At 49.7% G+C, this 5,202-nt stretch carries 2 tRNA genes and 3 rRNA genes; all 5 read right to left on the minus strand.

The annotated features are described in order from the left end of the window. Window position 1: 1 nt before the first annotated feature. Window positions 2-117: ribosomal RNA gene (gene rrf, locus QZ114_RS06835) — 5S ribosomal RNA — on the minus strand. A gap of 75 nt (window positions 118-192) precedes the next feature. Continuing rightward, window positions 193-3,095: ribosomal RNA gene (locus QZ114_RS06840) — 23S ribosomal RNA — on the minus strand. A 123-nt stretch (window positions 3,096-3,218) separates the two neighbouring features. Beyond that, window positions 3,219-3,291 (minus strand) — tRNA-Ala (locus QZ114_RS06845). Between the two features lie 51 nt (window positions 3,292-3,342). After that, window positions 3,343-4,888 (minus strand): 16S ribosomal RNA (locus QZ114_RS06850). The 16S, 23S and 5S rRNA genes sit together here with 2 tRNA genes alongside, the layout of an rRNA operon. Before the next feature lie 242 nt (window positions 4,889-5,130). Then, window positions 5,131-5,202 (minus strand) — tRNA-Glu (locus tag QZ114_RS06855).

Consider the following 5,202-nt stretch of genomic DNA (forward strand, 5'->3'; position numbering starts at 1 on the left):
AGCTAAGCGACTTCCATATCTCACAGGGGGCAACCCCCAACTACTTCCGGCGTTCTAGGGCTTAACTTCTGTGTTCGGCATGGGTACAGGTGTATCTCCTAGGCTATCGTCACTTAACTCTGAGTAATACCTACTCAAAATTGAATATCTACTCAATTCAAGAAAACCTTCGCTTTCATATTCTCAGTTACTTTGGATAAGTCCTCGAGCTATTAGTATTAGTCCGCTACATGTGTCGCCACACTTCCACTTCTAACCTATCTACCTGATCATCTCTCAGGGCTCTTACTGATATATAATCATGGGAAATCTCATCTTGAGGTGGGTTTCACACTTAGATGCTTTCAGCGTTTATCCCTTCCCTACATAGCTACCCAGCGATGCCTTTGGCAAGACAACTGGTACACCAGCGGTAAGTCCACTCTGGTCCTCTCGTACTAGGAGCAGATCCTCTCAAATTTCCTACGCCCGCGACGGATAGGGACCGAACTGTCTCACGACGTTCTGAACCCAGCTCGCGTGCCGCTTTAATGGGCGAACAGCCCAACCCTTGGGACCGACTACAGCCCCAGGATGCGACGAGCCGACATCGAGGTGCCAAACCTCCCCGTCGATGTGAACTCTTGGGGGAGATAAGCCTGTTATCCCCAGGGTAGCTTTTATCCGTTGAGCGATGGCCCTTCCATACGGAACCACCGGATCACTAAGCCCGACTTTCGTCCCTGCTCGAGTTGTAGCTCTCGCAGTCAAGCTCCCTTATACCTTTACACTCTGCGAATGATTTCCAACCATTCTGAGGGAACCTTTGGGCGCCTCCGTTACCTTTTAGGAGGCGACCGCCCCAGTCAAACTGCCCGTCAGACACTGTCTCCGATAGGGATAACCTATCTGGGTTAGAGTGGCCATAACACAAGGGTAGTATCCCAACAACGTCTCCTTCGAAACTGGCGTCCCGATCTCATAGACTCCTACCTATCCTGTACATGTGGTACAGACACTCAATATCAAACTGCAGTAAAGCTCCATGGGGTCTTTCCGTCCTGTCGCGGGTAACCTGCATCTTCACAGGTACTAAAATTTCACCGAGTCTCTCGTTGAGACAGTGCCCAAATCATTACGCCTTTCGTGCGGGTCGGAACTTACCCGACAAGGAATTTCGCTACCTTAGGACCGTTATAGTTACGGCCGCCGTTTACTGGGGCTTCAATTCATACCTTCGCGTTACCGCTAAGCACTCCTCTTAACCTTCCAGCACCGGGCAGGCGTCACCCCCTATACATCATCTTACGATTTAGCAGAGAGCTGTGTTTTTGATAAACAGTTGCTTGGGCCTATTCACTGCGGCTGACTTAAAGTCAGCACCCCTTCTCCCGAAGTTACGGGGTCATTTTGCCGAGTTCCTTAACGAGAGTTCTCTCGCTCACCTGAGGCTACTCGCCTCGACTACCTGTGTCGGTTTGCGGTACGGGTAGAGTATGTTTAAACGCTAGAAGCTTTTCTTGGCAGTGTGACGTCACTAACTTCGCTACTAAACTTCGCTCCCCATCACAGCTCAATGTTACAGATAGAAGCATTTGACTCCTATCACACCTCACTGCTTAGACAGACTCTTCCATTCGTCTGCTTTAGTTAGCCTACTGCGTCCCTCCATCACTACATACTCTAGTACAGGAATATCAACCTGTTGTCCATCGGATACACCTTTCGGTCTCTCCTTAGGTCCCGACTAACCCAGGGCGGACGAGCCTTCCCCTGGAAACCTTAGTCTTACGGTGGACAGGATTCTCACCTGTCTTTCGCTACTCATACCGGCATTCTCACTTCTATGCGTTCCAGCGCTCCTCACGGTACACCTTCTCCACACATAGAACGCTCTCCTACCATACCTATAAAGGTATCCACAGCTTCGGTAAATTGTTTTAGCCCCGGTACATTTTCGGCGCAGGGTCACTCGACTAGTGAGCTATTACGCACTCTTTGAATGAATAGCTGCTTCTAAGCTAACATCCTAGTTGTCTGTGCAACCCCACATCCTTTTCCACTTAACAATTATTTTGGGACCTTAGCTGGTGGTCTGGGCTGTTTCCCTTTCGACTACGGATCTTAGCACTCGCAGTCTGACTGCCGACCATAATTCATTGGCATTCGGAGTTTATCTGAGATTGGTAATCCGGGATGGACCCCTCACCCAAACAGTGCTCTACCTCCAAGAATCTTTATGTCGACGCTAGCCCTAAAGCTATTTCGGAGAGAACCAGCTATCTCCAAGTTCGTTTGGAATTTCTCCGCTACCCACAAGTCATCCAAGCACTTTTCAACGTGCCCTGGTTCGGTCCTCCAGTGCGTCTTACCGCACCTTCAACCTGCTCATGGGTAGGTCACATGGTTTCGGGTCTACGTCATGATACTAATCCGCCCTATTCAGACTCGGTTTCCCTACGGCTCCGTCTCTTCAACTTAACCTCGCATCATAACGTAACTCGCCGGTTCATTCTACAAAAGGCACGCTCTCACCCATTAACGGGCTCGAACTTGTTGTAGGCACACGGTTTCAGGTTCTATTTCACTCCCCTCCCGGGGTGCTTTTCACCTTTCCCTCACGGTACTGGTTCACTATCGGTCACTAGGGAGTATTTAGGGTTGGGAGATGGTCCTCCCAGATTCCGACGGGATTTCACGTGTCCCGCCGTACTCAGGATTCTGCTAGGTACAAAGACTATTTTAAATACGAGGCTCTTACTCTCTTTGGCTGATCTTCCCAAATCATTCTTCTATAATCTTTGAGTCCACATTGCAGTCCTACAACCCCGAAGAGTAAACTCTTCGGTTTGCCCTTCTGCCGTTTCGCTCGCCGCTACTAAGGCAATCGCTTTTGCTTTCTCTTCCTGCAGCTACTTAGATGTTTCAGTTCACTGCGTCTTCCTCCTCACATCCTTAACAGATGCGGGTAACAGGTAGTACCTGTTGGGTTCCCCCATTCGGAAATCCCTGGATCATCGCTTACTTACAGCTACCCAAGGCATATCGTCGTTTGTCACGTCCTTCTTCGGCTCCTAGTGCCAAGGCATCCACCGTGCGCCCTTATTAACTTAACCTTATTTTCTGACCTTTCAGTCATAAACTCTTTTTAATACTACAGCGTTTCGGTTTATTTTCTTGTTACTATTTGATATAGATATTCAATTTTCAATGTGCATTACTTGGTGATCTCTCACCAATGGAGCCTAGCGGGATCGAACCGCTGACCTCCTGCGTGCAAAGCAGGCGCTCTCCCAGCTGAGCTAAGGCCCCACAAGACCTCTCAAGACTAAACAAGACCAATGCGCAGTTCCTTATCCTTAGAAAGGAGGTGATCCAGCCGCACCTTCCGATACGGCTACCTTGTTACGACTTCACCCCAATCATCTATCCCACCTTAGGCGGCTGGCTCCTTACGGTTACCTCACCGACTTCGGGTGTTACAAACTCTCGTGGTGTGACGGGCGGTGTGTACAAGGCCCGGGAACGTATTCACCGCGGCGTGCTGATCCGCGATTACTAGCGATTCCGACTTCATGTAGGCGAGTTGCAGCCTACAATCCGAACTGAGACTGGCTTTAAGAGATTAGCTTGCCGTCACCGGCTTGCGACTCGTTGTACCAGCCATTGTAGCACGTGTGTAGCCCAGGTCATAAGGGGCATGATGATTTGACGTCATCCCCACCTTCCTCCGGTTTATTACCGGCAGTCTCGCTAGAGTGCCCAACTAAATGATGGCAACTAACAATAGGGGTTGCGCTCGTTGCGGGACTTAACCCAACATCTCACGACACGAGCTGACGACAACCATGCACCACCTGTCACCTCTGTCCCGAAGGAAAACTCTATCTCTAGAGCGGTCAGAGGGATGTCAAGACCTGGTAAGGTTCTTCGCGTTGCTTCGAATTAAACCACATGCTCCACCGCTTGTGCGGGCCCCCGTCAATTCCTTTGAGTTTCAACCTTGCGGTCGTACTCCCCAGGCGGAGTGCTTAATGCGTTAGCTACGGCACTAAACCCCGGAAAGGGTCTAACACCTAGCACTCATCGTTTACGGCGTGGACTACCAGGGTATCTAATCCTGTTTGCTCCCCACGCTTTCGAGCCTCAGCGTCAGTTACAAGCCAGAGAGCCGCTTTCGCCACCGGTGTTCCTCCATATATCTACGCATTTCACCGCTACACATGGAATTCCACTCTCCCCTCTTGCACTCAAGTTAAACAGTTTCCAAAGCGTACTATGGTTAAGCCACAGCCTTTAACTTCAGACTTATCTAACCGCCTGCGCTCGCTTTACGCCCAATAAATCCGGACAACGCTCGGGACCTACGTATTACCGCGGCTGCTGGCACGTAGTTAGCCGTCCCTTTCTGGTAAGATACCGTCACAGTGTGAACTTTCCACTCTCACACTCGTTCTTCTCTTACAACAGAGCTTTACGATCCGAAAACCTTCTTCACTCACGCGGCGTTGCTCGGTCAGACTTCCGTCCATTGCCGAAGATTCCCTACTGCTGCCTCCCGTAGGAGTCTGGGCCGTGTCTCAGTCCCAGTGTGGCCGATCACCCTCTCAGGTCGGCTATGTATCGTCGCCTTGGTGAGCCGTTACCCCACCAACTAGCTAATACAACGCAGGTCCATCTGGTAGTGGTGCAATTGCACCTTTCAACTGACTATCATGCAATAGTCAATATTATGCGGTATTAGCTATCGTTTCCAATAGTTATCCCCCGCTACCAGGCAGGTTACCTACGCGTTACTCACCCGTTCGCAACTCATCCAGAGAAGCAAGCTCCTCCTTCAGCGTTCTACTTGCATGTATTAGGCACGCCGCCAGCGTTCGTCCTGAGCCAGGATCAAACTCTCATTAAAAGTTTGAGCTCTCACTCATTTCTGTCACTGACAGATTTATTGTTTTTTCATTGTTCAGTACTACAACTTCTGTTGTAGTGCCCTGCACATTGGTTCGTCTTGTTCAGTTTTCAAAGGTCTTTGTCACTCAATCTCTCTCAAGCGACAACTATCTTAGTATATCACAGCCTCTTCTACTTGTCAACACTTTTTTGAAACTTTTTTAATCTTTTTTCATCAAGTGTTACTACCGCAATACACCATAGTCCGTACGGGATTCGAACCCGTGTTACCGCCGTGAAAAGGCGGTGTCTTAACCCCTTGACCAACGGACC

The sequence above is a fragment of the uncultured Streptococcus sp. genome (assembly GCF_901875575.1).
In the GTDB taxonomy this organism is placed as follows: Bacteria; Bacillota; Bacilli; order Lactobacillales; family Streptococcaceae; genus Streptococcus.